Origin of the sequence: Methylotenera sp. (genome assembly GCF_029946165.1) — a bacterium.
Lineage (GTDB): Bacteria > Pseudomonadota > Gammaproteobacteria > Burkholderiales > Methylophilaceae > Methylotenera.
This window is the reverse complement of the sequence record NZ_JAQSDZ010000001.1, coordinates 301,403-328,174: the sequence shown is the minus strand read 5'-3', so window position 1 is coordinate 328,174 and position 26,772 is coordinate 301,403. Positions and strand designations below refer to the sequence as shown.

The window sequence follows — 26,772 nt, the reverse complement described above, 5'->3', positions numbered from 1 at the left end:
GAAGAAAGACGAGAGATACTTGAGGCTATTAAGTATGTAGATGAAGTTGTGCCTTGTAATTGGCTCATTGATGAGGCGTTTCTTGATCAACACAATATAGATTTATTAGTACATGGCATGACAATAGTAACCCAATTAGTCCAGAGCATTTGCTGGTATTGCCGCGTACCGAGGGCATTAGCAGTAGTGATTTGCGAAAACGTGTGGTGCGTGCTTTAGCTCAAATTGAGGCTTCAACAGTGGAAAATAATAATGACTTGGGCACAATGATGTTTAGTGAAGGTAACCTTGAAGATGCCGTTTTCTTACTGGAAAATGCTGTCAAACGTGCGCCAGATCCAGTAGTTCCATTGAGTAATTTGATTGAAACTTATTGCGCTGCAAATCAGCCAGATATGGCTTTGTTTAACTTAGCGCAATTAAGCCGCCATGTGCCGAAATCGCAAGACAAAATTGTTGCGATTAGAAGTTGCATGGAAGCTTTATTATCAGCAGAACAAGGTTCTGAGTACGAGCATGATGTGAGTCTCTCTATGAGCGCTTAACAACTTAACATTAATCAATAAACTACCAAAAAAATATAGTACACGGAGCAGCTTGATGAACGACTATCAGTACAACAGCACAGACAATTATTATCATCCTAAAAGTCAGGATGATTTTGGTTATAAAGATTCTGGTGATGCGCAAAATAAAATATATAACATTATTAAAAACTCTAAGGATAGAGGTGTTTTTTCTGCGGAGTTGATTAATCAAGCTGATGACTGGCCAACTTATTATCATTTAACACCGCTACGCGCGAATATCTTACGACCATTTGTTAAACAAATATCAACAGGGCGCACCTTAGAGCTTGGTGCTGGTTGTGGCGCTATTACACGTTTTATAGGTGAGTTAGGCGGTAAGGTCGTTGCGGTCGAAGGTAGTGCAGATCGTGCGCGTATCATCGGCAATCGTTGTGCGGAACTTAAAAACGTAACAGTCATTGCTGATCTGATTCAGAATTTTAAGCCAGATGAAAAGTTTGATGTAGTGACTTTAATTGGTGTGCTGGAATATTCACAGGTGTATATCAATGAGCCTGACCCAGTTCAGTACTTATTGAAATTGGCAAAATCCTTTTTAAAAGACGATGGCGTATTAATCATAGCGATTGAAAATCAGCTTGGTCTTAAATACTTTTGCGGTTCTCCTGAAGACCATCTTGGCCGTGTGATGTTTGGCGTGAATGACTCATATACTGACAAATCAGCGATTACATTTGGTCGTAAAGAGCTAACTCAACATATTCACCGTGCAGGATTTGAATCAGTTGATTTATATGTGCCGCTGCCAGACTATAAAACTCCAGTATCGATTATTTACCCAAAAGGTTTTGAAGACGCTAGTGTTGAAGCTGGTTGGGATGCATCCCCAATTTTATCTGGGGCGGTGATTCATGATCGTCAGCGTCCTCAACACCCCACTTTCTCATTAGAGTGTGCTTGGGGCGTCATTGGTAGAAATGGTTTAGCGCAGGATGTTGCTAACTCTTTCTTATTTGCGGTACGCAAAACTGCGGCAACAACCCAAGATAATATTTTGGCGGCGCATTACGGAGGTCAGCGACCAGCGAAATTTGCTAAAGAAACGCAATTTACGCTTAAAGATGGCAGTTTGATGACGCAAACCAGATACGTGAGTAATACTGGTAAATTAGCCTCAGCCAAATGGGATTTAGGCCCTTACAGAACGGGTAAATTATGGTTTGATGAACTGTTGTTACTAGTAAATAGACCAGGCTGGAGCTTTTCAGAGTTGAGTAAATGGACAGGCGTTTGGATTGACGCATTGCGCGCCTCGCCTTTACAGCCAACTAATGCGACTATTGCTGAATTGCAGCATTTTTCTCAGTTACTACCCCCTAATTACATTGATGCAACGCCAACCAATTTAGTGGTGAATAATAAAGGTCGAGGCGATTTCTTTGACTTAGAGTGGAATTTCTCAACGGCATTACCTGTTGAGTTTGTAGTATTTAGAGGTTTATTCTTAACCTTACACCGCATGACAAGCTGTGCAAGACCCGCTGGCGATGTGCCTGTAAAACTTTATGATTTAACCATGGCAATTATGGAAAAGCACGGCATGAATCTGAGTGCTGACGACTTAGATTTGTTCTTAGCTATTTTCAATGCATTCCAGAATCAAACCCAGGATTTACCATCGGATGTGATGAATGGTCTGACGGCCGAGCTTGATGTGGCGGTATTACCTATCAGACAGCTTTTCTCTTAATTAGCGATGATATTTGACTAATAGAATCGCCTCATAAAGTGCTGATGAGTCTAGTTAATTGAAAATTCTCATTATTCGTATGATGGGTTTTGGCGATGTTGCGTCCATACTGATTCCTGCAGTCGGCATGATTCATCAGCAACATACTGATGCTACAGTCGATGTGTTGACCTATGGAGCAGGTGTAGAGCTAATGTCTCTAGTCCCCACAGTAAATTCGGTACTTGCTGTAAACGCCGAGCAGTGGCCTGGGGATATTGATAAAGCGATTCCTAGCTTTATGGCTATTGCGCAAGTCGTTATATCGCAAAACTATGACCTGATTATTAATCTAGATACATGGTTTATGCCTTGCTTTCTCGCGCGGGTTTTAAAAGACTCTGGCGCTAATGTACAAGGTAATTTCATCGATTACTCCGTGGAGGCTTTGCTATATAAGATTGAGCGTAATACATTCACTCAGTCTTATTTTCAAACGCCAAATCTCTACCTTGCTAGCACTTATCCGAATATGGCGGATTGGAGCACGCCGTGGTGGAATCAATATTCAAACACCACGTATCCTGAATTTTATCTCCAGCATTGCTGCGGGTTTGAGCAAAAGGTTGATATTTCACTTTTTGTTGAACCTGATTTAGCCTTTAAGTCACAGGCGCAAACAAAACCTATTATTGCGCTTTCATTATCTGGCAGTAAGGCTAGTAAACAATATGCGCACGGTAAAGTTTTGCAATCATTGTTAGAGCAGGCAGGCTTCTTTGTTTGGAGTCAGTTTGATGGCAGCGTGCCTATGCAAACCACTTTAGCACGCTTGAAAGTAACTGATTTATTAATTACCGTTGCAACTTCAACACAATGGTTGGCAAAGTTAGTAGGATGCCCATCCTTGATGATACCTGGCGCGCTGCCCCCAAGTGTATTTGGTGCGCAATTGGTTATTGAAAAAGTGACGAGTTGCCAGTATTGTTACCAAAATCAATGTGTGGAAAATATTAACTTTGCCTGCATGGATATTCCTCCACAGAATATTCTTGAAAAAACACTGCAATTTTTTCGATTATCCTAGTTTAATCTAGCTGTTTGGTATCATATCTTTAATATTATCTAATGTTCGTTAACGCACAGAACTGTTGATTCCGCTTAGGTATATTTATCACACGATTTTTCGGTTTTGCGATGATTTTGTATTACTTTAGGAGCATAAAGTGATGAAAATACTTAAAAGTTTATTGACGGGTTTAATAGGCATGGCAGCAATATTTCTTATTGCAAATGCAGTATATGCTGATGAGACTAATCCAGACCAACCTACTTATTTTAATGGTGGTATAGGTCAAGAAGAAGCTGACGACATGCGCTTGCATGCTAGGGACTATAATTTACGTTTGTATTTTTCTGAAGGTAAAAAAGGACAATCGATCACTGATGTTGCAGTAACGATTACCGATAAAAAAGGCAACATCAAACTAGAAGTGGAAGATGCAGGACCAATGTTATTTGTGCAATTAACTAACGGTACATACAAAGTGGTGAGCCAACATAATGGTGTAATGAAAACTCAAACAGTTAAAATCGTTAATCGTAAAGGTGTTAATGTGTATCTTAATTGGAAGAATTCCATGGCTGATGAATCAGAAGAAATCTATGATGACGCTGTAAGCCAGTAATCATAGTTAAGTCTAGCTCATTAAGGTGGATTTAATAATTTAAATACATGCTGGTATAAATTAAAGGTGTATAACCTTATGTAGGATTTCAACACTCTTTCTTCTTAGTCATTTTTACTCACTCCATTAACAGTTAAATCTGTTCAGCTAAATTTTTTAAAACGAGAGTCGGTTATGCACAAAAGAGATTTTCCTCTGCGATTAGCCGTCCAATGCTAGTTACCAATATTTTATCCAAAATCAATCAGCCTCAATTTGTTTTTTTATTGGTTGTTATTTCGGTGGCTTTCGCTTACTTATTCTATCGTCAATCACAACAAAAACTCCGAAATCTAGTTCATTTAGAAACTCAGCATCTTTTAAAGATTCAAGAGCGTACTAATAATCAACTACGTCAATTGAATGCCACGTTACAAGATAGCGAGGAAAAGCTCACGGTTACTCTCAACTCGATTGGCGACGCCGTCATCACTACGGATGCTGATGCATGCGTCACTTTATTGAATCCGCTTGCCGAAAAGCTCACTGGTTGGACATTAGCAGAAGCGGCTGGGAGACCCATAGCCGACATTTTCCCCATCATTAATAAAGAAACGCGAGTGGCGGCGGTTATCCCAGTAATGGAAACTTTAGCTCACGGCACAGTGCAGGGTCTGGCTAACCACACTGTATTGATTGCGCGCAATGGAAGTGAGTGTGATATTGCAGATAGCTGCGCACCAATTCGAGACCGCGAAGGTCAAGTAGTTGGGACAGTGTTGGTATTCCGGAATGTGAGTGAGGAGTATGCTGTTCAGCAAGCCTTGCGTGACAATACCGCACTTATTCAAACCATTTTAAATACCGTTGCCGACGGCATTATTACGCTCCATGCCAGCAATGGCACCATTGAAACAGTTAACCCTAGAGCTCAAAAAATGTTTGGTTTTAGCGCGGTAGAGCTCGCAGGTTTGAATTTCAGTGTACTTATTCCCGAGCTTGATCAAGAGCAACGCAATAGCTCACTTAAACATTACAGCCCTAGTGATGAAGCACTCGCGGTGGGTTTAGGTCATGAAGTCATCGGTTGGCGCAAAGATAACAAGCCGTTTCCGTTGGAAATTGCCGTCAGTGAGATGTGGCTTGGTGGTGAGCGCTACTTTACTTGTATCTTGCGAGACATTAGCGCACGTAGGATAGCAGAGGAGGCTTTACTTAAGGCGGGCGCATTGCAAAGCGCCATTTTTAACAGTGAAAACTTCTCTAGCATTGCAACCGATGCCAAAGGTGTGATTCAGATTTTTAACGTAGGTGCGGAGCGCATGCTAGGTTATACCGCCGATGAAGTCATGAATAAAATTACGCCCGCCGAGATTTCGGATCCTGAAGAGGTGATTGCGCGTGCTAAAACATTAAGTATTGAGTTGGCAACTGCAATTACACCAGGGTTTGAGGCGCTAGTGTTTAAGGCTTCGCGTGGAATTGAGGATATTTACGAACTGACCTATATCCGTAAGGATGGCAGCCGCTTTCCAGCGGTGGTGTCGATTACCGCGTTGCGCGATGCGCAAAGTGCAATTATTGGTTATTTACTCATCGGCACGGATAATACGGCACGTAAACAGATTGAAGCCGAGAGAACAGCGCTAAATGAAGCGCTACAGCTTAAGAATGTTGAGCTTGAGCGCGCTACTTTTGTTGCAGAAAAAGCCAATTTAGCTAAGTCTGATTTTCTATCGAGCATGAGTCATGAGCTACGTACTCCACTAGGTGCCATACTTGGCTTTGCGCAGTTAATAGAATCTGGCACACCGGCACCGACCACTTCACAGAAAAAAAGTATAGACCAGATTCTGAAGGCAGGTTGGTATTTGCTGGAGTTAATTAACGAAATACTGGATCTAGCGTTAATTGAGTCTGGCAAGTTAGCATTGTCCTTAGAGCCAGTATTGCTGGCTAATGTTATGCACGAGTGCGAAGCCATGATAGAACCGCAGGCACAAAGTCGAGATATTAAAGTTATATTTACGCGCCGTGAGTTTCCCTATTGGGTGAAATGTGATCGTACACGGGTTAAGCAAATCGTAATTAATTTGCTTTCTAACGCCATTAAATACAATAAGATAAATGGCACTGTAACAGTAGAATGCAGCATAACGCCTAATGATACTGTGCGCATCAGCGTGCAAGATACTGGTGCAGGCCTGACGAGCGAAGAGCTTACACAGCTTTTCCAGCCATTTAATCGACTTGGTCAGAATGCTAAGGAAGAGGGTACGGGCATTGGTTTGGTGGTCTGCAAGCGCTTGATTGATTTAATGCAAGGTAAGATTGGTGTAGAAAGTGTTGTCGGTGAAGGTAGCACGTTTTGGATTGAGCTAGAACAAACCAGTCAATCAGAGCTAGATACTCAATATCAGCTGAAGCTGCCAACACAGCAACAGCCTCATCGCGATGGGCTCTTGTATAAGTTACTTTACGTAGAAGACAATCCAGCAAACCTCATGTTGGTTGAAGACATCATTGCACGGCGACCTGACATTCGTTTATTTAGCGCAAACAACGCCATTCATGGTATCAAGCTGGCTCGAGAGGAGTTGCCAGATGTCATTTTAATGGATATTAACTTGCCAGGCTTTAGCGGATTTGATGCTTTTGAGATGCTCTCGGATGATCCGCTTACCTCACATATTCCAGTGGTCGCACTTAGTGCTAATGCCATGCCGCGTGATATAGAAAAAGGTCTGGATGCCGGATTCTATCGCTACCTGACTAAGCCGATTAATGTGAAAGAGTTCATGGAAACAATGGATTTAGCACTGAAGTTTGCAAAAACAAAGCAAGCGCAGGTCTGAATAAAGAAGTCAAAAAGGAATAAGCATGATGATGATTGAACGAGAAATTCTTGACGCTAACATACTGATTGTAGATGATCAGGAAGCCAACATTAGCTTATTAGAGCAAGTACTCTCAGAAGCAGGCTACACCTCGGTAACCGCCACTACAAATCCTGAAAATGTATTTGAGATGCATCTGATGAATCGTTACGACCTGATTTTGCTTGATTTGCAAATGCCGGTTATGGATGGCTTCGAGGTGATGAACGCGCTTAAAGTCAATCAGGAGGATGCTTACCTGCCCGTGCTAGTGCTTACCGCGCAACCAAATCACAAACTACGCGCTTTGCAAGCTGGGGCAAAAGACTTTATTAGCAAACCCTTTGATTTAGTTGAAGTAAAAACGCGTATCCATAACATGCTGGAAGTACGTCTGCTTTATAAAAAACTTGAGAACTACAACAAGGTGCTTGAAAACACTGTATTGGAACGTACCGCTGAGCTACGTGAGAGCGAAGCGCGCTATCGAAGCCTGACTGAACTAGCCTCAGACTGGTATTGGGAGCAGGATGAAAATATGAACTTTACCAAGATTTATGGACCAGTTAGTGATATGCTCGGGGTCAAGATTGGCAATTCAATAGGGACTATCCATATTGAACAATCTAAAGATGATGAAACAAGCAACTCCCAATCAACCGGTTGGGATGAAGTTGAGCGTAAAAACTTACAATCAATAATCGCTGCTAGACAACCATTTTTAGATTTCATCTTTCACCGCAACGATACAGATGGCAGTCAAAAAAGATATCAAGTGAGTGGCGAACCTATGTTTGACGGACACTGCCGATTTGTTGGCTACCGTGGCATAGGAGTAGAACTATTAGGGGCAATTCATTTAAAAAATGAGGCTAACTAAACATGTCTACAGCTTATTATCAAAAGAAAAAAACTAATGAGTCACCGCTGTGCGATTCCAATACTAATCTAAATCATCTACTAGCGGCATTACCTCCAGCTGAACTCGAATTTTTAACACCACATTTAGAGCTCATCGCCATGCCGCTGGGTGAAATGATTTATGAACCCAGTGAACAGATGCAATATGCCTATTTCCCAACCACTTCGATTGTTTCTCTGCACTACGTCATGGAGTCTGGTTCATCGGCCGAATCTGCGGGTGTCAGTAATGAAGGCATGGTGGGTATTTCGCTCTTTATGGGTGGTGACACTACCTCAAGTTCAGCTGTGGTGCAGACAGCGGGTCAGGCTTACCGTCTAGAACGCCAAATCTTAAAGCGCGAGTTTGATCGAAGCGGCTTGTTGCAAAAGTTATTATTGCGTTACACCCAAGCATTAATGACACAGATGTCACAAACCGCCGCGTGTAATCGACACCATTCAGTTGAGCAACAGCTATGTCGCTGGCTTTTACTCACTTTAGACCGCATGCCGACTAGCGATTTAATTATTACTCAAGAATGGGTAGCTGGCATGCTAGGTGTTCGCCGGGAAGGCATCACCGAAGCGGCAGGCAACTTGCAAAGAGCGGGGATTATTAACTATCGTCGTGGGCATATTTCTGTTGTGGATAGAGTTGGGCTGGAAAAGCGGGTTTGCGAGTGTTACGCCGTTGTCAAAAAAGAAATGAATCGCTTATTGCCAGACAGTTATCGACAGCGAAGTTAGCTTAATAAATTCTATTTTTTTCATTGAATTTAAAATATAAAGCTAATATTTGAGCATCTGAAACTGAGGACAAAATGCCATGAGAAATTCAGAACCCAGTCATTTAAGTCAAGTGAATGAAGAACTCATAAAAACACCCGCTTGTTGTTCTTCGCATGCAAATAAAATCAACGCTATTAAAACCAATCAACCTTTGAAAGACCCTGTGTGTGGGATGACCGTTACTGAGGAATCTCCTCATGTAATCGAACATGAAGGTCACCCAGTTTATTTTTGTAGTGCTGGGTGTAAAACAAAGTTTTCCGCTGAACCTGCTAAATATGAGGGCAGTTCTCAAACGTCATCGGCAAAGATGGATGATGAAGTATCAGCAGAACATTTAATTGCATTCAATAGTACGCATGTGATTTATACCTGCCCAATGCATCCAGAAGTGCAGCAAAACCTTCCAGGTATTTGCCCTAAATGTGGCATGGCACTGGAGCCAGAAATGCCAACTATCGATGAGGGTGAGAGTCCTGAGTTAATAGATTTCAAAAGGCGATTTATCTGGACTTTACCGCTAACCCTCATTGTTACTATTCTTGCCATGGTGGGTCATCGTTTAAATTGGTTTGAAATGGCAACACAAAGTTGGATTGAAATGCTGCTCACATTGCCAATTGTTTTATGGGCTGGTTGGCCTTTCTTTGAGCGTGGTGTGCAATCGATTATTAACCGCAGCCCTAATATGTGGACGCTGATTGGACTAGGGACTGCAGCCGCCTTTATTTACAGTGTAGTAGCCACATTAGCTCCGCAAATTTTCCCAATATCATTTATGAGCATGGGGAGAGTGTCAGTGTATTTTGAAGCTGCTGCCGTTATTATTTCGCTCACCTTACTAGGTCAGGTTCTTGAGCTTAAAGCCCGATCGCAGACTTCGGCAGCGATTAAGTCTTTACTGGGGTTAGCGCCAAAAACGGCTAGAAGAATTAATGCCGATGGTAGTGAGGAAGATATAGCCCTTACCCATGTGCATGTTGGTGATACTTTACGTGTGCGCCCTGGTGAAAAGGTACCAGTGGATGGCGTTGTACTTGAAGGTGGCAGTGCAGTGGACGAATCCATGCTTACAGGTGAGCCATTGCCAGTGACTAAACGCATTGGCGATAAACTGATTGGCGCGACGATGAATACTACTGGTGCCATTGTCATGCGCACTGAAAAAGTGGGTTCACAGACAGTGCTTGCGAGTATTGTACAAATGGTGATTCAAGCACAGCGCTCCAGAGCGCCAATGCAACGTATGGCAGACCTAGTGGCTGGCTATTTTGTGATTGCCGTAGTGAGTGTTGCAATTCTAACTTTCTTTGGCTGGGGATTATTTGGGCCACAAATTAACAATGCATCAAGTTGGGTTTACGGGCTTATTAACGCCGTTGCGGTACTCATCATTGCCTGTCCTTGTGCTTTAGGTCTTGCTACGCCAATGTCTATTATGGTCGCCACTGGCAAAGCGGCGACGCAAGGAATTTTGTTTCGTGATGCCGCCGCTATTGAAAACTTTCGTAAGGTTGATACCTTAATTGTTGATAAAACAGGCACCTTGACCGAAGGCAAGCCGAGTATGAATAAAGTAATAGCCTGTAATGGGTATAGTGAAGACGAAGTGTTGCGTCTTGCCGCAAGCTTGGATCAAGGTAGTGAGCATCCGCTGGCTGACGCGATTGTACAGGCAGCGAAAGAACGTAAATTAGAACTCAGCAAGGTTGACAATTTTGAATCCATTACAGGTATTGGCGTTAGTGGAGTAGTTGATGGCAAACATTTAGCTTTAGGCAATAACGCACTCATGTCTCAATTAACAGTGGATGTTGAAACTTTAAAGACAGATGCAGAAACACTGCGAAGTGTGGGTACCAGCGTGATGTTATTGGCTGTTAATGGACAGGCGGCTGGTTTGCTCGCAGTGTCAGATCCTATTAAAGCAAATACCCAAGATGCGTTAAATACACTGAAATCGGCAGGGATTCGTGTGATTATGGCAACAGGCGATGGACTAACGACTGCGCGAGCAGTGGCGGCAACTTTAGGTATAGAGGAGGTTCATGGCGAAGTTAAACCTGCCGATAAACTAGCTTTAGTGAGTAAATTGCAAAGGGAAGGGCGCGTGGTAGCCATGGCAGGTGATGGTATTAATGATGCGCCAGCCTTAGCTAAAGCGGATATCGGTATTGCTATGGGGACTGGCACTGATGTAGCCATGAACAGCGCCCAAGTCACATTAGTAAAAGGTGATCTGCGAGGTATCGCTTTAGCAAGAGTAATCTCTGAACAGACGATTGCTAACATGAAACAAAATCTAGGTTTTGCTTTTATTTATAACTCGCTAGGTGTGCCATTAGCCGCAGGGGTGTTATACCCCTTCACTGGTTGGTTGCTTTCGCCCATGATTGCAGCGCTTGCCATGAGTTTAAGTTCAGTATCGGTGATTACTAATGCACTTCGACTAAGAAAATCTTAAATTATGAGAGTCTTAAGACTTGATTGAAACCAATCCACATACACTAATTTACCGTTTATCAATATTGGCGCTGACACGCCAGACGATATTGCCTACATCATCAGCCACGAGTAACGCGCCTTCTTTATCTAAAGCCACACCTACTGGTCGACCATAGGCCTTGCCTGATTCACTTAGAAACCCTGTTAATACGTTTAAAGGTAACCCTACAGGTTTTCCATCTTTAAAAGGGACAAAAATAACTTTGTAGCCACTGGCAGGTTTTCGATTCCAAGAACCATGCTGACCTATAAACATGCCATTCTTAAAACGTTCAGGCAAACTGCTGCCTCGTGAAGAGGTTAAGCCAAGCGAGGCTGTATGTGCACCTAATGCATAGTCTGGGACAATGGCTTTAGCAACCAAAGCGGGTTGCTGGGGCTTTACACGTTCGTCCACATGTTGCCCAAAGTAGCTATAGGGCCAGCCATAAAAGCCACCATCTTGTACAGAAGTTAAGTAATCAGGCACAAGATCATTACCGAGCTCATCGCGTTCGTTAACTACAGTCCAAAGTTTGTTGCTTTCAGGTTCCCAAGCCAACCCATTCGGGTTACGTAAACCTGAAGCGAATATACGAAGCTTACCAGTTTTAATTTCTACCTCCCAAATCGCGGCTCTGTCTTTTTCTGCTTCTAAGCCATTTTCTGCCACATTGCTATTTGAACCAATCGTCACGTATAACTTCGAACCATCTTTACTGGCGATGATGTTTTTAGTCCAATGGTGATTCAATAAGCCTGCCGGAAGGTCAATTAATTTAGTTGCAGGAGCGCTAATCTTTAATTCTCCCTTAGTATAAGGAAACATCAGAATAGCGTCTGAATTAGCAATATAGAGCTTATTTCCAATAAGTGACATGCCAAAGGGAGCATTCAAGTCTTCTAACAATACAGAGCGTACGTCTGCTTTGCCGTCGCCATTAGTGTCCCGCAAAATGCTAATCTGATTTGCGCTAGATACACCTGCACCAGCACGCTTCATCGCCATACCTTTGATTTTGGCTTTAATGCCTTTATTGTCCTCAGGTTTTGCTGGTGCATTGGTCTCAGCAACTAACACATCACCATTGGGCAATACATAAAGCCACCGTGGGTGATTTAAGTCACGCGCGAAAGGCCTTACAGTTAAATCGTTTGCTGGGGTAGGTGTAGTATCGGCAGGCCAACCAATCGCGGGGGCAATATTGACTGTAGGAATTAATGCTAGTTGTGGTGCTGGTAAGTCGGGATTTGCACCTATACCTATGGATGGCGGGCTTTGAGCTGTCGCTCTGCAAGCTGTTAGCGTTGTAAATAAAAAGCCAATCAGCAGTAGAGTTAACCACTGCTGACTTATTCTTGCCTTATTTTGATATTTTAAAACATACATTGAATCTATCCCGCTATATTTTACCTAACAAGAGTAACACAAGCAGAATCACCACGATTAAACCAATCCCGCCACTTGGGCCATAGCCCCAGCTTTTACTGTGAGACCAACTTGGAATGGCGCCTATGAGCATTAATACTAGAATAATCAATAATATGGTGCCTATTGACATAATGACCTCCTAAATAGCTAGCTGAATAAATTAGTCTAGCTGGTTAAATTAATTAGGTGCAGAAGGTTCTGTAGGAGCTTCTGGCGGAGTAATGATAACTGTAGTATCGCCAGTCTCACCAGGTTGACCTTGTACGCCTTCATTGCCTGGTACACCAGCATTGCCCATGTCACCTTTTTCACCTGTCTCACCGGCTGGACCAGCAGGGCCAGGCACTACAACAGTTTCTGGTGGAACATTTACTACCACTGGCGTTTTATCGCAGGCACTTAATAAAAGTGCGGCAACCAATGCAGTCATTAAAATTGAATTATTCATGATGTATCCCTTTGATTTTAGAATTATGGCTGCTCACTTATGAGCAACAATTTGGCTAAGCTTTTGACTCAGAATTTTCGTTACAAATTCAGGATAACTTGACTTGCTGATTAGTTCTGTACGGTGTCACACACAGCTCCTTAATTCTGAAAATCTGTCGCCATTCCAGTATTTCTAATACTTCAATAGATGGTAAGTGAAGTTTGAATACTGGAACTTAAAGTAAAAGAGGTTTAGCCCATTGAAAGCTAAACCTCTATGTCATTAATGCGGCCTCATAAAGAGGGCAATTAATTGCTAAATTGGATAGGTTTGATTCAAGTTGCCCAGTATAGAAGCAAGATCTTCAGCGTGTTCTTCTTCCACAGCTAAAATTTCTTTTAACAGCTTCTGTGTAGTTGAATCATTATCAGCCAAATAAGCAATCATTTCACGATAGCTTTCAATGGCAATACGCTCTGCGATTAAGTCTTCTTTAATCATTTCATTGAGCGTTTCCCCCGCTATATATTCGGCATGGCTTCGTTGACTTAAGCCATCGGGTGAAAAATCCGGTTCCCCGCCTAGCTCAGTTATACGCTTGGCTAATTGATCTGCATGCGCCATTTCTTCTTTAGCATGTTCTAGAAACTCAGCTTTGACAGACTCTGAATTAATACCTTTTGCCATAAAGTAGTGGCGTTTATAGCGTAATACACACACTAATTCTGTAGCAAGTGCCTCATTGAGTAGTTTAATCACAACTTCTCTATCCGCGGCGTAGCCTGCGGTAACAGCCCCTTCTTCAATGTCTTGGCGTGCGCGTGCGCGTAAAGTCTGAATATCGGATAGCATAGTTAAATCTGCTGCGCGATTTACAAAATTATTATCTAGTAATTGTGTCATTGTCTATTACTCTCTAACTTGTGTATGAAGTGCAACTTATATGTGAATTGCTTTTGTATTTGAGTTAAGGTTTTGACCATAACTCTAAATAAAACGTGTTTTTTTAAACGCTGGTGCAAGTTCATCCATCACCGGCATGGTATTGATTTGCTTTATTTTATTATTTTTCTTACTTTGTAAATCGGTTGAATTAGCACGAGAATCTGACTTAGCCTTAGCTTCGCCAACCATCTTAGCTGGAACATTATTTTCTCGTGTTATGGTTTGTAATGCGGTTGTCTTTGATGGTGCAGCATGTTCAAGCGTTTTTGCAGTAATAATGTATTTATTAACTGCAGTACTGATAAATGTATCGACGCTTGATTTAGCAGCTTTGAATTCACCTTCAATATCATTCTTTAGAATTTTAAATTCATTTTTAACCTTACTTTCTGCACTTGCAAAAGAGCTGAAAGCTAAGCCTAAAGCAATTGCTAAAGCGACCAAACATAAAATCAAATTCACTTTATGTTCAATTTCTTTAAAAGTAGGATTGTTCATGGCTAATGACCTTTAGGTTCTTGAGTAATGTCGTTAGCACGATACTCATTTTCTTTTTGCTGGTTTTGCCAGTCAGTTAATTCTTTTTCCACTTCATCCTGCGCTTTACCATAGACTTCTTGGATTTTGCCTGCAAGTTGTTCGCGTTTACCTGCGATCACATCAATTTGATCATCAGTCAATTTGCCCCATTGTTGTTTAACATTGCCTTTTAATTGTTTCCAATTACCTTCTATTTGATTCCAGTTCATTTTTATTCCTTTGATATAAAGTATGGATAGACCAATAACAATCATTAATGCTGAGTGGATAACCATAGATTTAATGTTTGTTACTTTAATGTTAGGTTACCGTGACTGATTCAATGGGTCTGTCTGTTACCACACACAAAAGTAGGTAGTAGATAATATTTTCATAAACCAAGTTAAAGTATTGGCCTATTTATTTATGATTCTTTTCGTTAACTGCCAAGTTAGCCAGCCGCGTTTAACCCATTTTGCAGCCTTACTTTTATTGGCAATAGTAAGTATGGTTGCACTACTAGCTAATAATATTGGGTGATGTTTTATATAGCGGGCTATATTCAAACCGTTATCAACCAGCGCTAATGGTTTGCGCAAAATTTCCGCCTGCTGTGATAGTTGCAGTCTTTGCAGAGCTGCTTCAGCAACTAAATGCTGACGTTTTTGTACTCTATTTTTAAAGGTATCATTCATTTAATGTTGATCAAAATGAGTTCTGTCTTTAATTAGCTCAATAAGGCTTGCCAAAAACATTTTTGGTGCTTTTTTTGCTTCCCGAATAATCGTTATGCAAGTGGCAATGGCTACAATAATAAAGAAGCCAGTTGCTGAAAAAAGAGCCAGCATTCGATGAGTATCCCAAAATGCGATGACTATTGTGATTGTGATAAGTACCGCAGCTATGAAAATACTAAACAGCGACACAAGTGCTAGTACTAGCATTCTTATCAACTGCTCTTTTGCCTCTTCTAAGTCAGTGGAAAGAAGCTCTAGACGGTTGTGAGCGATCGACACTAATGTAGAAGTCAGAGCTTTTATTGATTGAAATAAGCCCTGACTTCTTATAGTGCTATTTGTGGACGTTTTATTTTCCATGATTTGAAATTAGCGGCGGCTAATTAGCAAACCTATCACAACGCCTAAACTAGTCGCAAGACCAATTGAACGCCATGGATTTTCATGAACGTATTCATCGGTAGCTTGTGCTGCAGCTTTCGTATTAGCAACTAAGTCACTTTGAATTTCCATCATTCGTTGTTTAGCATTGCGAAGAGTTTCTTCGGCTTTAACGCGTAATTCAGCTAGCTTATCGTCACCAATGTTTGCGGTTGCTTTTAGTAAAGCTTCTGCATCAGCGACTACTGCTTTAAATTCGTTAACTAATTGATTTTGGTTATATTGATCAGTTACTGTTTCCATGTTTTTCTCCAATTAAGAAATTAATAAAACTATAAAAAATATCGACTACTTTTTCTTTTAAAACTATTTGATGAAATCTAAAGTATTACTTGCGTATTACAAGCAATACTAATCCTAGAGCTATTGCTGAAACGCCAGCCCAAAGAGGGACATTAACTCGCTCTGTGTCTTTTACTGAAAGTTCAATTGGCCCAATTTTAGTTTGATGGGTTTCTTTAGTGTAGCTAAATCCACCATACGCTAAGGCCAATCCACCAGCAATAATTAATACCACAGCCAACATTTTGATTGCATTCATTTTATTTTCTCCAAATGTAAGCTTGCTTGCTTGATTGTTTCGTATTACTTCTTTTTTACTATCGCTTTATGAAACGTAAAAGTATCATTACAATCGCAATGACCAAAAGAATGTGAATGAATCCGCCTAAGGTATAAGAAGATACTAGGCCAAGCAACCAAAGCACGATTAAGATAATTGCGATTGTTTCAATCATTTTTGATACTCCCTTTTAGAAGTGAGGATTAAATCAAATAAATTAATTTGTTTTTAGACGCATATCATTTTTAACTGAAGTGACACCTTTAACGCTACGTGCTACTTCTGCAGCTTTCTTGATATCGGCCTCTGAATTTACAAACCCACTTAACTGCACTACACCTTTGAAGGTTTCTACATTAATTTCTGAAGATTTAAGTGTTGGCTCATTTAATACAGCTGCTTTTACTTTGGTAGTAATGACACTGTCATCAATATATTCTCCTGTGCCTTCACGTGTTGAAGATGAAGCACAACCTATCATTGCGGTAAATAGAGCTGCCATCACGATAATTGATAAGTATTTAAATTGTTTCATTAGAATTCTCCTTGATAAAAATCTGTTATTTGAAATTATTACTGTTTAACAAAAAGCTTAATTAGCAATGTAGGATCATCATGCAATACATTTAACTGTGAATCTGTGCGCTAACGTACATATGCAGATTCTTTGGTTGAAGGGTGAAATATGCTGAGATAAAAAAATCTCCGCATGAGCGGAGATATGGGTTGAAGCTAAGAAAACTATGACAAATAACTAATGTTTATTGTTGCCATTTCCTTTGCCATGTTTTTCACCATGTTTGTCGTTACCGCGATTTTCATGGCGATCATCACCATGACCGCCTCGGCCGTTAGAGTGCTGCTCTTGGTAACGTGGCGCATATTCATTGCTATACCAATTATCCTGCACAAAATATACGCGCTCGCCACATGCATTATATTGACCACAATGTTTCCGCCAATTCTTGGCATGTCCAGGTGGAACACGCATGTAAATGGGTTCACGCTCAATATATACTCGTTCGACCATTCTGGGTTGACGGTATATTAATTGGGGTTGTGGAAATCCGCCAATATCTAGTCGGCCATAAAAACCTGGTTGACCAATGCTCACTGAAACGCCTACATCGGCAGCAAATACGGTTGGACTTATTAGTGAGGTACTTAGTGTGGCTACCACTACAGCGGCAGCAATGATTAAACGCTTCATTTAAAACTCCTAGTTTATAAAAATTAAAACTTTTTGTTAGGTTAGGTCTGTTAATAGGCTATCGGGCCTACTGTTAAGTTAATACGATTAATAAATCAGCTTAAGGTTATCAATCTTTGTGCATATTTCCTTTCTATATGACTCACTATATAACTCTAATGTACATCCCTAAATTGCCTATTAGGGTTAGGTTTATTATTCTGTTTATGATCATATGGAATAGTCTGATCTTGCTGTTCATGCTGTTCATGCCGTTCTTGCCTTTGGTTCTGTTCTCTATATTCAAAATCTCTTTGTTGAGAGTTTTTAGGGGCTGATCTCATAATGCTAGTCTCGCCGTTCTTGCGTGATTGCTGACCCCGATCTTCAAATCGATCTTGTTGTACTTGAGAAGGCATTCTCAGGTCTTCATCTCTCTGCTGATATTCATCTCTCTGTTTGTCGCCCTGTCTTTGTTGATGATATTTTTCTTCAAGACCACTCGGCTTAGGATCTTTTGAATATTGATTTGGTTGACGATGATTTTGTATAACGTCATTTTTTTTACGCATCAGTGGATCATTAGATTGAAACTCATAATTTTGCTGACGTAGCTCTCTTTGGTGTTCTATTTGTTTAGGATATCGCTCCCCTGAATAGTTTTGTTGGTAAATCGGCAATGGCGCAGGTGCTGGAACCCTGTGATGATCCCATTTATCCCAACCTTTTCTATGTTGACTCCAGTTATTACCCCAGTGAGCACCCCAACGCGGCGGAGCATCATATTGCCAGCCAATAAAGTAAGGTGGCGGCATACGGTAATAGCGCACAGGAACTCTAAGTATAAACAATGGCACTTCATCGGGATGTACTTGCCACCAAGGGCCGTCATACCACGAGCTTTCATACCAGTTATTCCCTTGATAAACCCAATACATCCCGTCATAAAAGAAGTAGTTGGATTGCATATATGGACTGTAATACACTGGATAACCTGGAATAATTTGAAACTCTGGGTAATCTCGTATGTTAAGACCTATAGAATTACTTGATATTCCGATACTTATGGTCGTTTGATGCGCGAATGAAACCGCTGAGCTTAAAAGTAATATACAAGCAAGAGAAAAATTGCGGATTCTGAGCATTTACATCTCCTAACTATTTTTATGAATGCACCAAATTACAAGTGGACACGATTGATTACATTGATATTAATTTATATTTGTAAAAAAACTGCGTTCGTTAACGAACATACTAGTAAGATTAAACGTATTAAAATCAAAAATAGCATACATAGCTAAACGCTTTTCTATAATTTTTATGTGTGGCGATGATTTTATACTTCACCCAAACCTTTAGGAATGTTGATGATACTAAAAAAAAATACGTTCTCAGGATTTAAAAATGTAAGCGTACTCTTAGGTTTATTTTTACTTGTCGGTTGTACATCGATACCTACAATGGTGCCAGACATGGCCATGCAACAGGCGCATCAAGTTAAATTAAACAGTATAAATGGCGAGTTGAGTGCAAAGCAAAGTCAAGCCATTCTCGCTAAACTGCAAAAAAACGGTGACGATACCAATATTTTTGATAAACACTTGGCGCTGGAATCACAAATCGTTGGTAGCCCGCTGATGGTGGGCAATAAAGTTGAGTTGTTAATTGATGGCCCAACTACTTATGCAGCGATGTTTGCCGCGATAGAAAGTGCTAAAGACCATATAAATTTGGAAACTTTCATTATTGAGAACGATGAAATTGGACAACATTTTGCAAGACTACTCATCGCTAAACAAGCAAGCGGTGTACAAGTAAACCTTATCTATGACAGTGTGGGATCAATCAGCACGCCAACTGCATTTTTTGATGAATTAAAAGCAAGTGGCATTAATGTGCTTGAATATAACCCAATCAATCCACTGGTATCGCGTAAAGGTTGGCAAGTGAACCAACGCGATCATCGCAAACTATTGATTGTTGATGGGAAGATTGCTTTTGTAGGGGGAATAAATATTAGTAGTGTTTATTCGAGTGGATCATTTGGAAAATCAAAACGCACAACGAAAGATCAGCCTTGGCGTGATACGCATTTGCGCATGGAAGGCCCTGTAGTTGGTGAGTTCCAAAAATTGTTTATGGCAACTTGGAGTGTTCAAAAAGGAGAAACTTTAGCGGCTAAAAATTACTTCCCTGACACTCCAATCAAAGGTAATGAAGTGGTTCGTGCCATTGGAAGTTCCCCGGACGAGCCTTATAGTCAGATTTACTCCACGCTAATTTCAGCGATTAATAGCGCAGAAACCCAAGTGTTTATTACTAATGCCTACTTTGTACCAGACCCTAAACTGCTTGCTGCTTTGAAAGAGGCAGTTCAACGTGGTGTGGATGTGCGCTTGTTATTACCTGGAAAAACCGATTCGATGTTAGTGCTTTACGCATCGCGCTCTTATTATGATGAGCTGCTTTCAGCCAATGTGAAAATTTATGAAAGGCAAGATGCATTATTACACGCCAAAACTGCAATGATTGATGGTGTTTGGTCGACCATAGGTTCGACAAATCTTGATTGGCGTAGCTTTATAAATAATCAAGAAATTAATGCCGTTATATTAGGGCAAAGTTTTGGAGCGCAAATGCAAACTTTATTTGAAAAAGACTTAGAGGCGTCTCAACTCATAACGCTTGAATCTTGGAGAAGCCGTTCACTCGCGGCACGCATTAAAGAGCGAGCAGCTCGATTATGGGCACGTTTTTTATAAATGAAACAATATATTCAACATCGTCAAGTCGGTGCATGGCACTTTTTTGCAATGCTCAGCATGCTTTCAGTATTCATGAGCGAAAAAGTTTTTGCTGCAGATAATTCTGTTGCGGTTAATGCTTCCGCAGTTGCATTAAAAAATAAATACACCGAATTAAGTAAACAGTTAGAAAACAATCAATTCAACCGTGCCCTTTATCTTCATTCAGAAGAGACTTCGCGCGATTTAAAGGGTGAAATTTATGCGGTAGTAGATTATCCATTTTCTACTTTCAATTCAGCGCTGAGTAATCCTGCCCATTGGTGCGATGCAATGATACTCAATCTCAATGTCAAATATTGCCATATGGCTAATAATCAAAATGGAAATATACTGACCTTGAATATAGGTAAAAAGCACTTTCAACCACTCGCAGACACCTATCGAATTGAATTTAAATATCCCGATATTATTAGCACCCCTAATTATTTTATGGCGGAATTCGATGCTAAAGAAGGGCCTTTAGGCACCTCTGATTATCGAATTTTAATTGAAGCGACACCGCTCAAAGATGGTCACACTTTCTTACATTTCACCTATGCTTATTCTTTTGGAGTGGCTGGTCGACTTGCCATGCAAACTTATCTTTCTACCATTGGCCGAGGTAAACTTGGATTTACCATTACAGGTAAGCAGGCTGGCGGGGAACCAAAGTATATTCAAGGGATTAGAGGTGTGGTAGAGCGCAATACCATGCGTTATTATCTTGCAGTTGATGCATATCTTGCTGGGTTAACTGCACCAGCTGATGATCGCTTAGATAAAAGCTTGCAGACTTGGTATAGAAACAGTGAGCAATATTCCAGCCAGTTACATGAAGTTGAGCTAGATGAATATCTTGATATGAAGCGTAAAGAATACCAGCGACAGCAGAAGCAACAATAGATTCAGCAGCAGTTCGATGCAATTAAACCTGAACTTATCCACGAAAATTTAATCTTTTAGTATTAGTGGCGGTAAGCCAATTACGCAACAGCCCAGCATACATGTAACATACGCATACTTTTATATTAACTTTTAACATAAATACTTAATTGATTACATGAAAAAAATTATCAAAACTGAATTGGAATGGCAAAATCAACTGACGCCACTTCAATATGAAGTAACTCGTCATGCAGCGACAGAGCGACCTTTTACTGGAAAATACGCAGATCATAACCAAGCTGGTATTTACACATGTGTATGTTGCAATACGCCACTTTTTGAATCAGATACCAAATTCGATGCAGGTTGTGGTTGGCCTAGTTATTTTAAGGCGCTTAACCCTGCAAATGTACGTGAGCTTAAAGACTCAACTCATGGCATGATCCGCACAGAAGTAATTTGCAATGTGTGCGATGCTCATCTTGGACATGTATTTAACGATGGCCCTCCACCGACAGGTTTGCGGTATTGCATTAATTCTGCATCACTGAGTTTTGAAGCTAAATAGGTCGTTTGTTAAAGGATTAGCTAGTCATTAGTTGGACTTTTGTCGTGTTGACCTAAGTTTATATATAAATAATGACTAATAAATCGGCTGTTCTCTTAGATGGCTGCATTGTCAGTTCAAAGTACGCTAAACTTCTCTTAACATCACTTTCATAATAAATATGACCCAACCTTTATTTTCAAGAACGCCTGTTTTAAACGGCAGCGATGCCGTGAGTACGCGCAAAGAATTTCTAGAGTATTTTCTGACCACGTTCAATCGCTATGAGCAGCTATTTGAAACTCTAGCCGATGAGAACTCCTACCAAATAAAGTCTATCGCGCTACGACATCCACTGATCTTTTATTTTGGGCATACCGCCACTTTTTACCTTAATAAATTGTTATTAGCTGGCTTGTTAACTGAACGCATAAATCCAAAACTCGAAGCGACGTTTGCGGTTGGTGTGGATGAAATGGGGTGGGATGATTTAAACGATGCAAATTACGATTGGCCCTCTTCGGCAGAGGTTAGGCACTATCGGCACCAAGTGCGTGATGCGGTGCAAAATCTCATTGAAACTGCGCCGCTCACTTTACCGATTGATTGGAATCATCCGTGGTGGGTCATTATCATGGGAATAGAGCATGAGCGTATTCATCTTGAAACGTCATCTGTATTAATTCGCCAACAAGCGCTTGAATTGGTGCAATCGCATGCGGCTTGGCAAGCGTGCACGCGCTCGGGCGATGCGCCACAAAACGATTTGGTTTCAATTCCTGCTGGTAAAGTTTTTCTAGATAAGAAAGACAATGCCGCAGAATATGGCTGGGACAATGAATATGGCTTGCATGAGGCAGATGTTGCAGAGTTTCAAGCAAGTCGTTATTTAGTAAGTAATGCTGAGTTTTTGGAGTTTGTCACGGCTGGTGGTTATGCGCAAGATAACCTTTGGGCTGAAGAAGGCTTAATGTGGAGAAAATTTACCTTAGCAACTCATCCCACCTTTTGGCTACGCAAAGATGAGTCTTGGTGGTTAAGACTGATGACCGAAGAAGTGCCGATGCCGTGGGATTGGCCTGCGGAGGTAAACTATCATGAAGCCAAAGCATTTTGTAATTGGAAAGCGCAGAAAACAGGCTTGAAGGTGAGACTACCTAGCGAAGATGAATGGTATCGATTGTATGACTTTGCAAAAGTTGCTAAGGTGAAAAACGGCGAAGTTACAGCGTCTAATATTCATTTAGATCATGCAGCGTCACCTTACCCTGTCACAGATTTTCGTCATGGAGAACTCTTTGATGTGACTGGCAATGTATGGCAATGGACTGAGACGCCAATCTATCCATTCAGCGGTTTTAAAGTACATCCTTTGTACGATGATTTCACCACACCAACCTTTGATGGCAGACACAATCTTCTTAAAGGTGGCTCATGGATTTCAGCTGGTAATGAGGCATTACACAGTGCTCGTTATGCGTTTCGACGCCACTTTTTTCAGCACGCTGGATTCCGCTATGTAGTGGCCGATGAGCTAGCAAGTGTGCCAGCTTCCCATTACGAAACTGATAAGCTGATTTCAGAGTATGCTGAGTTTCATTATGGCGATAGTTATTTTGGTGTGGCGAACTTTACCAAAAGCCTTGCTGAGATAGCCATTAGCGCAATGAAAGATAAACCTGCGCGTAAAGCCTTAGACTTGGGCTGCGCTTCTGGGCGCGCTACTTTTGAGCTAGCACGACATTTTGAATATGTCGCGGGTGTGGATTTTTCTGTGCGTCTGATTGAATCGGGCATTCAAATGGCTGAGAAAGGTGAGTTGCACTATACATTGGTCGATGAAGGTCAATTAGTAAGCTACAAGACACGCACGCTAGCAAGTTTAGGGCTAGAAAATTTGAAAGGCAAAGTAGAGTTCTCGCAAGGCGATGCTTGTAACCTTAAACCGTTATTAACCAGTTATGATTTGATATTAGCGGCTAACTTGATTGACCGCTTATACAGTCCTCAAAAATTCCTTTCTCATATCCATGAACGACTGAATATAGGCGGAATTTTGCTTATTGCTTCACCTTATACTTGGCTGGAAGAGCATACCAAGCGCGATGAATGGGTAGGCGGTTTTAAACGCAACGCTGAAAATTTCACTACGCTTGATGGTTTAAAAGAGCAGCTTAGTGGGCACTTCCGCTTAGTTGCCGCACCTGTGGATGTGCCTTTTGTGATTCGTGAAACTAAACGAAAATTCCAGCATTCCCTATCAGAAGTCACGCTTTGGGAGCGAATTTCTTGAGAGTTGATTTCGACAAAATCATAGCGCGAGATGGCACTGCATCGGTGAAGCAAGATGGTCGTGCTGGCTATTTTGGCACGTCAGATATATTGCCCTTATGGGTGGCTGATATGGACTTTGCCGCACCAGAGGCCGTCACCAAAGCGCTCACGCAGCGCGCTGAGCATCCAATTTACGGCTATACTTTTTACCCAGAAAGTATGTACGACGCGCTAATTAGTTGGCTTAAAAAGCGCCATGGATGGACAGTTGAACGCGATTGGATTGTCATTGCGCCAGGGGTTGTAACGTCATTATTTGCCAGTGTGATGGCGTTTGCAGAAAAAGGCGAGGGCGTTGTCATTCAGCCGCCCGTGTATGCGCCTTTCTTTTCAGCAATAACGACTAACCAACGTCGCTTGATTGAAAACCCATTGATATTAGTGGATGGGGTTTACCGAATAGACTATGAAAACTTAGAACGCTGCGCGGCAGATGGCGCGAAATTGCTATTATTTTGCTCACCCCATAACCCAGTTGGGCGAGTATGGAGTAAAACCGAGCTAGAACAGCTATTAGCCATTACGCGCCATTACGATATAACGATATTATCTGATGAGATTCATGCAGACTTAATTTATGCCGGTGAGCAGCATACCAGCTTGGAAACGTTGGCGAACAGTAGCGATAAAATCATTACCGCAGTTGCACCAAGCAAAACATTTAATATTCCAGGTCTTGGCTTATCCGCATTAATTGTGCCAAACTCTGCGCAAAGAGTTGCCTTAAAAAAGGTGTTTGATAGTCTACATTTAAGTAATAACAACCCATTTAGCATTGCCGCGTTTGAAGCCGCATATAGGGATGGAGAGGCATGGCTTGATGCACTGTTAATTTATCTGCGTGGTAATAGGGATTATGTAAGCGACTTTCTCAACAAGAATATTCCTGTGATAAGGTTAATTCAACCTCAAGGCACTTATTTAATTTGGTTAGATTGCCGCGACTTAAAAAAGACGGATTTACAACTAGAAGCATTTTTTGTAAAAGAAGCCAAAGTTGGGCTTAATCTTGGCAAGTCCTTTGGCAATGTCGGTAGTGGCTTTATGCGACTGAACATTGCATCACCACGCAGTGTGATTGCAGATGCCCTAAACCGCATTGCAACCACACTTAATTCACGCTAGAGGCTTTTCATTAACACCCTTGGCTACTAGCGCGGCATTATGAATGTAGATTTTTCTGAAATTTTCTCATCTCTCTCAATCGCTTGAATGTTAAACATGATTTTGTGAGAGCCGCTACTCACTGAGCCATCAGGTATTTGCAGGCTCATTGGCACCATGCGCTCGCTCGTTGGGTTCACCATAAATACATTATTTGAGGAGATTGATAATCCATCTAAACCCGTCACTGAAATACGGTAAGTCTGGGTTTCCTCCGTAGCATTCGTAATTTGTAAGCGATAGACGTTTTCAATAGCGCCATCCGAAGTGATGCGTGACATCACGCCGCGATCTCTGATCACATCAACCATAAATGAGTTGCGCATACTGAGTGACACTACAAAAGCAATGCAAATAAGTAGTAATAAGCCGCCATACATTAACACTCTGGGACGCAATATTGGATGAGAAACCTTCTGTGGAGCCTTCGATTCAAGTTCATTAGATAGTGTTTCCTCACTTGAACCGGCACTATTTAAGGTCGAAAATTTAATTAAATCACGCGGATAATCCATTTTATCCATCACGCTATTACACGCATCAATACACAAGCCGCAGCTAATACATTCATATTGCAAACCGTCGCGTATGTCGATCCCTACAGGACAAACCTGCACGCAGAAGCTACAATCAATGCAGTCACCTAAGCCTTTTTCTTTTGCATCTACGTTGCGTGAACGACCACTGCGCGGCTCGCCCCGTTTTTCATCGTAGGTAACGATTAGCGTATCTTTATCAAACATTACCCCTTGAAAGCGTGCATACGGACACATATGTAAACATACTTGTTCGCGCAAGAAACCTGCATTGCCATAGGTGGCAAATCCGTAAAAACTTATCCAAAAGGTTTCCCAAGGACCTAAACTGAAGCTCAATATGCCATCGAATAGATGTTGGATTGGTGTGAAATAGCCTAAAAAAGTAAAGCCTGTCCAAATAGAGAAGCTAATCCATATGAAATGCTTAATCCATTTTTTATAATGGGTTTTTACACTAATTTTTTTGCTATCTAATTTAATACGAGTGGCGCGATCACCCTCGATTTTGTATTCAATCCACAAAAATATCTTGGTGTAGACTGATTGCGGGCAAGAAAATCCACACCAAAGACGCCCAGCGACAGTTGTGAAAAGAAAGAGTGCTAAAGCTGAAATGATGAGGATGACGGCAAGGTAAATTAAATCTTGTGGATATAAGATTAAACCAAAAATATAGAATTTATGGGCATCAATATCTAATAATACTGCTTGTCTTTGCCCAAATTGAAGCCATGGTGTGCCATAGAAAATTATCTGGGTAATCCACACCATGATCCATCGCCAATTTGTAAAATAACCAGAAGTAGCTCTTGGGTAGATTTTATTTTGTGCAGCAAACATGGAAGTTTGAGCCACGATTGGGATTACTTTTTTTGGTAATTTCTGACTAGCAGTCATTTTCTAGCTCTCACAGGCAATAAATTATTTCGATTTGAGGTATTTAATGGTTAACTTATTAAAGGTAAAAATTTCCCGTAAGAAAACCAAATTTTTTATTTTGGACCAGTTTTATATTTAGCAAGTTTAGTGATAGCAAAGAATAAGGTTTTATGGAGAATTAAAACAGAAGCAGATAGCTAAATAAAAAGCATATCAGTTGAAGTCAACATACGAATTGAAAAGATATAAAAATATGCTGACGGGGAATTACTTCTCGTTGCTTTATGGTATTAAATCAGTGATTATTTTACCAAATTTCTACAAGGAAGACTCGATGTTTTTATCCCAAATATTCCATAATTTAACCTCATGTAATCTGTTAACGCTCGTTGCGCAGAAAATTTG

General features: G+C 41.0%; 29 protein-coding genes. 14 read left to right on the top strand and 15 right to left on the bottom strand.

Annotation, left to right across the window (positions count from 1 at the left end; genetic code table 11):
* Positions 1 to 15 precede the first annotated feature (15 nt).
* From PSV17_RS01415 to PSV17_RS01375, 9 genes are all read left to right on the top strand, one after another.
* Positions 16 to 219, top strand: a complete 204-nt coding sequence (locus tag PSV17_RS01415) for a hypothetical protein (protein ID WP_366910268.1) — start codon at positions 16 to 18, stop codon at positions 217 to 219.
* Entirely contained in the window at positions 159 to 545 is a 387-nt protein-coding gene (locus PSV17_RS01410) for a tetratricopeptide repeat protein (protein ID WP_300478841.1), read from the top strand. The genes PSV17_RS01415 and PSV17_RS01410 overlap by 61 nt, the downstream gene beginning before the upstream one ends.
* Positions 546 to 600: 55 nt before the next feature.
* Positions 601 to 2,280, top strand: coding sequence for a class I SAM-dependent methyltransferase (locus PSV17_RS01405; protein WP_300478838.1), 1,680 nt, complete (start codon positions 601 to 603; stop codon positions 2,278 to 2,280).
* A 58-nt stretch (positions 2,281 to 2,338) separates the two neighbouring features.
* Complete coding sequence (locus tag PSV17_RS01400; protein ID WP_300478836.1) at positions 2,339 to 3,346, top strand: hypothetical protein; 1,008 nt, start codon at positions 2,339 to 2,341, stop codon at positions 3,344 to 3,346.
* A 142-nt stretch (positions 3,347 to 3,488) separates the two neighbouring features.
* Positions 3,489 to 3,947 carry a hypothetical protein gene (locus PSV17_RS01395; RefSeq protein WP_300478834.1) on the top strand — a complete coding sequence of 153 codons (459 nt, stop codon included), beginning with the start codon at positions 3,489 to 3,491 and terminating at the stop codon, positions 3,945 to 3,947.
* Positions 3,948 to 4,159: 212 nt separating this feature from the next.
* Entirely contained in the window at positions 4,160 to 6,781 is a 2,622-nt protein-coding gene (locus PSV17_RS01390) for a PAS domain S-box protein (protein WP_300478833.1), read from the top strand.
* A 25-nt stretch (positions 6,782 to 6,806) separates the two neighbouring features.
* Positions 6,807 to 7,682 carry a response regulator gene (locus PSV17_RS01385; protein ID WP_366910265.1) on the top strand — a complete coding sequence of 292 codons (876 nt, stop codon included), beginning with the start codon at positions 6,807 to 6,809 and terminating at the stop codon, positions 7,680 to 7,682.
* A gap of 2 nt (positions 7,683 to 7,684) precedes the next feature.
* Entirely contained in the window at positions 7,685 to 8,452 is a 768-nt protein-coding gene (locus PSV17_RS01380) for a Crp/Fnr family transcriptional regulator (protein WP_300478830.1), read from the top strand.
* Between the two features lie 79 nt (positions 8,453 to 8,531).
* Complete coding sequence (locus PSV17_RS01375; RefSeq protein WP_300478827.1) at positions 8,532 to 10,958, top strand: heavy metal translocating P-type ATPase; 2,427 nt, start codon at positions 8,532 to 8,534, stop codon at positions 10,956 to 10,958.
* Between the two features lie 48 nt (positions 10,959 to 11,006).
* On the opposite strand, the gene PSV17_RS01370 is transcribed toward PSV17_RS01375, so the two are convergent.
* The 14 genes from PSV17_RS01370 to PSV17_RS01305 all read right to left on the bottom strand — a co-directional run bounded on the left by PSV17_RS01370 (position 11,007) and on the right by PSV17_RS01305 (position 18,378).
* Positions 11,007 to 12,368: a sorbosone dehydrogenase family protein gene (locus tag PSV17_RS01370; protein WP_300478824.1), complete on the bottom strand. Its 1,362-nt coding sequence runs from the start codon at positions 12,366 to 12,368 to the stop codon at positions 11,007 to 11,009.
* A gap of 13 nt (positions 12,369 to 12,381) precedes the next feature.
* A complete protein-coding gene (locus PSV17_RS01365; protein ID WP_366910267.1) occupies positions 12,382 to 12,534 on the bottom strand; it encodes a DUF3309 family protein in 153 nt (50 codons plus the stop codon).
* Positions 12,535 to 12,588: 54 nt separating this feature from the next.
* A complete protein-coding gene (locus tag PSV17_RS01360) occupies positions 12,589 to 12,858 on the bottom strand; it encodes a hypothetical protein (RefSeq protein ID WP_300478820.1) in 270 nt (89 codons plus the stop codon).
* 297 nt (positions 12,859 to 13,155) lie between these two features.
* The gene (locus PSV17_RS01355) at positions 13,156 to 13,743 is read right to left on the bottom strand and encodes a ferritin-like domain-containing protein (RefSeq protein ID WP_300478817.1); all 588 of its coding nucleotides are present in this window, start codon (positions 13,741 to 13,743) and stop codon (positions 13,156 to 13,158) included.
* Between the two features lie 84 nt (positions 13,744 to 13,827).
* A complete protein-coding gene (locus tag PSV17_RS01350; protein WP_300478814.1) occupies positions 13,828 to 14,283 on the bottom strand; it encodes a hypothetical protein in 456 nt (151 codons plus the stop codon).
* A gap of 2 nt (positions 14,284 to 14,285) precedes the next feature.
* Entirely contained in the window at positions 14,286 to 14,534 is a 249-nt protein-coding gene (locus PSV17_RS01345; RefSeq protein WP_300478812.1) for a CsbD family protein, read from the bottom strand.
* Between the two features lie 186 nt (positions 14,535 to 14,720).
* Complete coding sequence (locus PSV17_RS01340) at positions 14,721 to 14,999, bottom strand: YqjK-like family protein (RefSeq protein WP_300478810.1); 279 nt, start codon at positions 14,997 to 14,999, stop codon at positions 14,721 to 14,723.
* Positions 15,000 to 15,401, bottom strand: a complete 402-nt coding sequence (locus tag PSV17_RS01335) for a phage holin family protein (protein WP_300478809.1) — start codon at positions 15,399 to 15,401, stop codon at positions 15,000 to 15,002.
* 9 nt (positions 15,402 to 15,410) lie between these two features.
* Positions 15,411 to 15,725: a DUF883 family protein gene (locus tag PSV17_RS01330; protein ID WP_300478807.1), complete on the bottom strand. Its 315-nt coding sequence runs from the start codon at positions 15,723 to 15,725 to the stop codon at positions 15,411 to 15,413.
* An 85-nt stretch (positions 15,726 to 15,810) separates the two neighbouring features.
* Positions 15,811 to 16,023 carry a hypothetical protein gene (locus tag PSV17_RS01325; RefSeq protein ID WP_300478805.1) on the bottom strand — a complete coding sequence of 71 codons (213 nt, stop codon included), beginning with the start codon at positions 16,021 to 16,023 and terminating at the stop codon, positions 15,811 to 15,813.
* A 58-nt stretch (positions 16,024 to 16,081) separates the two neighbouring features.
* Complete coding sequence (locus tag PSV17_RS01320; protein ID WP_300478802.1) at positions 16,082 to 16,219, bottom strand: lmo0937 family membrane protein; 138 nt, start codon at positions 16,217 to 16,219, stop codon at positions 16,082 to 16,084.
* 42 nt (positions 16,220 to 16,261) lie between these two features.
* Positions 16,262 to 16,579, bottom strand: a complete 318-nt coding sequence (locus PSV17_RS01315) for a BON domain-containing protein (protein ID WP_300478799.1) — start codon at positions 16,577 to 16,579, stop codon at positions 16,262 to 16,264.
* Between the two features lie 219 nt (positions 16,580 to 16,798).
* A complete protein-coding gene (locus tag PSV17_RS01310; protein ID WP_300478796.1) occupies positions 16,799 to 17,254 on the bottom strand; it encodes a hypothetical protein in 456 nt (151 codons plus the stop codon).
* A 155-nt stretch (positions 17,255 to 17,409) separates the two neighbouring features.
* On the bottom strand, positions 17,410 to 18,378 hold the full coding sequence (locus PSV17_RS01305) for a hypothetical protein (protein ID WP_300478793.1): 969 nt from the start codon (positions 18,376 to 18,378) through the stop codon (positions 17,410 to 17,412).
* Between the two features lie 222 nt (positions 18,379 to 18,600).
* Here PSV17_RS01305 and cls point away from each other — a divergent pair, with 222 nt between their 5' ends.
* The 5 genes from cls to PSV17_RS01280 all read left to right on the top strand — a co-directional run bounded on the left by cls (position 18,601) and on the right by PSV17_RS01280 (position 24,910).
* Positions 18,601 to 19,995: a cardiolipin synthase gene (cls, locus tag PSV17_RS01300; RefSeq protein WP_300478790.1), complete on the top strand. Its 1,395-nt coding sequence runs from the start codon at positions 18,601 to 18,603 to the stop codon at positions 19,993 to 19,995.
* A complete protein-coding gene (locus PSV17_RS01295; protein WP_300478788.1) occupies positions 19,996 to 20,922 on the top strand; it encodes a hypothetical protein in 927 nt (308 codons plus the stop codon).
* A 157-nt stretch (positions 20,923 to 21,079) separates the two neighbouring features.
* Positions 21,080 to 21,472 (top strand): peptide-methionine (R)-S-oxide reductase MsrB, encoded by a 393-nt coding sequence (gene msrB, locus PSV17_RS01290; RefSeq protein WP_300478786.1) that lies wholly within the window; start codon positions 21,080 to 21,082, stop codon positions 21,470 to 21,472.
* Between the two features lie 160 nt (positions 21,473 to 21,632).
* Positions 21,633 to 23,744, top strand: a complete 2,112-nt coding sequence (gene ovoA / locus PSV17_RS01285) for a 5-histidylcysteine sulfoxide synthase (protein WP_300478784.1) — start codon at positions 21,633 to 21,635, stop codon at positions 23,742 to 23,744.
* Positions 23,741 to 24,910, top strand: a complete 1,170-nt coding sequence (locus tag PSV17_RS01280) for a pyridoxal phosphate-dependent aminotransferase (RefSeq protein WP_300478782.1) — start codon at positions 23,741 to 23,743, stop codon at positions 24,908 to 24,910. The genes ovoA and PSV17_RS01280 overlap by 4 nt, the downstream gene beginning before the upstream one ends.
* Before the next feature lie 26 nt (positions 24,911 to 24,936).
* Here the strand turns inward: PSV17_RS01280 and ccoG are convergent, their stop codons facing one another.
* Complete coding sequence (gene ccoG / locus PSV17_RS01275) at positions 24,937 to 26,385, bottom strand: cytochrome c oxidase accessory protein CcoG (RefSeq protein WP_300478780.1); 1,449 nt, start codon at positions 26,383 to 26,385, stop codon at positions 24,937 to 24,939.
* Positions 26,386 to 26,772: the final 387 nt, after the last annotated feature.

Coding starts and splice junctions, on each gene's coding strand:
- PSV17_RS01405 (WP_300478838.1), top strand. CDS start 601: ATGAACGACTATCAGTACAACAGCACAGACAATTATTATCATCCTAAA.
- PSV17_RS01395 (WP_300478834.1), top strand. CDS start 3,489: ATGAAAATACTTAAAAGTTTATTGACGGGTTTAATAGGCATGGCAGCA.
- PSV17_RS01390 (WP_300478833.1), top strand. CDS start 4,160: ATGCTAGTTACCAATATTTTATCCAAAATCAATCAGCCTCAATTTGTT.
- PSV17_RS01385 (WP_366910265.1), top strand. CDS start 6,807: ATGATGATGATTGAACGAGAAATTCTTGACGCTAACATACTGATTGTA.
- PSV17_RS01380 (WP_300478830.1), top strand. CDS start 7,685: ATGTCTACAGCTTATTATCAAAAGAAAAAAACTAATGAGTCACCGCTG.
- PSV17_RS01375 (WP_300478827.1), top strand. CDS start 8,532: ATGAGAAATTCAGAACCCAGTCATTTAAGTCAAGTGAATGAAGAACTC.
- PSV17_RS01370 (WP_300478824.1), bottom strand. CDS start 12,368: ATGTATGTTTTAAAATATCAAAATAAGGCAAGAATAAGTCAGCAGTGG.
- PSV17_RS01360 (WP_300478820.1), bottom strand. CDS start 12,858: ATGAATAATTCAATTTTAATGACTGCATTGGTTGCCGCACTTTTATTA.
- PSV17_RS01355 (WP_300478817.1), bottom strand. CDS start 13,743: ATGACACAATTACTAGATAATAATTTTGTAAATCGCGCAGCAGATTTA.
- PSV17_RS01350 (WP_300478814.1), bottom strand. CDS start 14,283: ATGAACAATCCTACTTTTAAAGAAATTGAACATAAAGTGAATTTGATT.
- PSV17_RS01345 (WP_300478812.1), bottom strand. CDS start 14,534: ATGAACTGGAATCAAATAGAAGGTAATTGGAAACAATTAAAAGGCAAT.
- PSV17_RS01340 (WP_300478810.1), bottom strand. CDS start 14,999: ATGAATGATACCTTTAAAAATAGAGTACAAAAACGTCAGCATTTAGTT.
- PSV17_RS01335 (WP_300478809.1), bottom strand. CDS start 15,401: ATGGAAAATAAAACGTCCACAAATAGCACTATAAGAAGTCAGGGCTTA.
- PSV17_RS01330 (WP_300478807.1), bottom strand. CDS start 15,725: ATGGAAACAGTAACTGATCAATATAACCAAAATCAATTAGTTAACGAA.
- PSV17_RS01325 (WP_300478805.1), bottom strand. CDS start 16,023: ATGAATGCAATCAAAATGTTGGCTGTGGTATTAATTATTGCTGGTGGA.
- PSV17_RS01320 (WP_300478802.1), bottom strand. CDS start 16,219: ATGATTGAAACAATCGCAATTATCTTAATCGTGCTTTGGTTGCTTGGC.
- PSV17_RS01315 (WP_300478799.1), bottom strand. CDS start 16,579: ATGAAACAATTTAAATACTTATCAATTATCGTGATGGCAGCTCTATTT.
- PSV17_RS01310 (WP_300478796.1), bottom strand. CDS start 17,254: ATGAAGCGTTTAATCATTGCTGCCGCTGTAGTGGTAGCCACACTAAGT.
- PSV17_RS01305 (WP_300478793.1), bottom strand. CDS start 18,378: ATGCTCAGAATCCGCAATTTTTCTCTTGCTTGTATATTACTTTTAAGC.
- cls (WP_300478790.1), top strand. CDS start 18,601: ATGATACTAAAAAAAAATACGTTCTCAGGATTTAAAAATGTAAGCGTA.
- PSV17_RS01295 (WP_300478788.1), top strand. CDS start 19,996: ATGAAACAATATATTCAACATCGTCAAGTCGGTGCATGGCACTTTTTT.
- msrB (WP_300478786.1), top strand. CDS start 21,080: ATGAAAAAAATTATCAAAACTGAATTGGAATGGCAAAATCAACTGACG.
- ovoA (WP_300478784.1), top strand. CDS start 21,633: ATGACCCAACCTTTATTTTCAAGAACGCCTGTTTTAAACGGCAGCGAT.
- ccoG (WP_300478780.1), bottom strand. CDS start 26,385: ATGACTGCTAGTCAGAAATTACCAAAAAAAGTAATCCCAATCGTGGCT.